Genomic DNA, 1,216 nt, shown 5'->3' with positions numbered 1-1,216 from the left:
CTCACCGACGCGATCCTGTCGCACGACGTCGGCCGGGGGCGCGGGGGCGTCGCCGCGGCGCTGGGCGGCGTGACCGCGCGCGCCCTCGTCGTCGCGGTGGACACCGACCGGCTCTACCTGCCCGCGCAGTCCGTGGAGATCGCCGCGGGGATCCCGGGCGCCGACGGCCTGCACCTGGCCCGCTCGGACTTCGGGCACGACGGGTTCCTCATCGAGGCCGAGCAGGTGGGCGGGCTGGTCCGCGGCTTCCTCGGCTGAGCGCCCGCGCGCCCGTCCCGGCGCCCGTCCCTACGATGACGCCATGGGTGGACGACAGAGCGCGACGGACCTCGCGGCGATCGAGGAGATCCTTGCCGCGCAGTGGCGCCGCCTGCGCGCCTGGGTCGGCGAGCTCGACGAGGCCGCGACGCGCGAGCCCAGCGTGCTTGGCGGCTGGACGGTGGCCGACCTCGTCGCGCACCTCGGGCGTGCCATGGACGCGCTGGCCGTGGCCCGGCCCACCGCGCCCGGCACGGTCCCGCTGACCCTCGCGGAGTACCTCGGCAGCTACCCGGAGCGCGCCGAGCAGATCAGCGCCGTGACACGTGACCTCGCCGAGCAGATCCGCCCCGACCCGCTGGGTGCCGTCGACGCGATGGCCGCGGCGGCGTTCGCGCGCATCGCGGCCCTGCGCGAGCTCGGCCCGGACCCGGTGGTCCAGGCCCGCCGCGGGCCCGTCCTGCTCTCGGAGATGCTCGTCTCGCGCGTGCTCGAGCTCGTGGTGCACGGCGACGACCTCGCGCGCTCGACGCACCGCTGGGCGGCCAGCCCGCTCGAGCCGCGTGCCGTGACCCTGGTGGCCGCGGCGCTGCTGGAGATCGTCGTCGACCGCGGCGGCTGGGACCTCGAGGTGGTCGACGAGCTCGCGTGGATCCGGCTGGCGTGCGGGCGGGTGCCGCTCACGGTCGAGGCGCTCACGGGTGCGCTCCGGGCCACGTACACGTCGGACTCCGTGCCGGACCTCGGCGGGATGCTGCCGCTGCTCTGAGCCGCCCGGGTCCGCACCCGCGGCGTCGGCCCGGGCCGCTCTCACCGCCATGGCCGATTCCCGCCAGCCGACACCGCCCGGGGGTGTCATGCTCCTGCGGTGGACACCGCGCAGCGCTACCGTGCCGTCGCCGCCCGCGATGCGCGGTTCGACGGGCAGTTCGTCCTCGCCGTGCGGACCACCGGGATC

At 76.7% G+C, this 1,216-nt stretch carries 2 protein-coding genes and 1 pseudogene; all 3 read left to right on the top strand.

The window, feature by feature from the left end; all coding sequences use genetic code 11:
* Nucleotides 1–258: pseudogene (locus PKY62_RS12955) on the top strand (homoserine O-acetyltransferase MetX); the annotation flags it as partial.
* 43 nt (nt 259–301) lie between these two features.
* A complete protein-coding gene (locus PKY62_RS12950; RefSeq protein WP_324537610.1) occupies nt 302–1,027 on the top strand; it encodes a maleylpyruvate isomerase N-terminal domain-containing protein in 726 nt (241 codons plus the stop codon).
* Between the two features lie 99 nt (nt 1,028–1,126).
* A partial coding sequence (locus tag PKY62_RS12945) for an Ada metal-binding domain-containing protein (RefSeq protein WP_324537614.1) occupies nt 1,127–1,216 on the top strand: 90 nt, incomplete at its 3' end.

The sequence above is a fragment of the Actinotalea sp. genome (assembly GCF_035443605.1).
Taxonomy (GTDB): Bacteria; Actinomycetota; Actinomycetes; order Actinomycetales; family Cellulomonadaceae; genus Actinotalea.
The sequence above is the reverse complement of the archived record's forward strand: the minus strand, read 5'-3'. Positions and strand labels throughout refer to the sequence as shown.

Coding starts and splice junctions, on each gene's coding strand:
- PKY62_RS12950 (WP_324537610.1), top strand. CDS start 302: ATGGGTGGACGACAGAGCGCGACGGACCTCGCGGCGATCGAGGAGATC.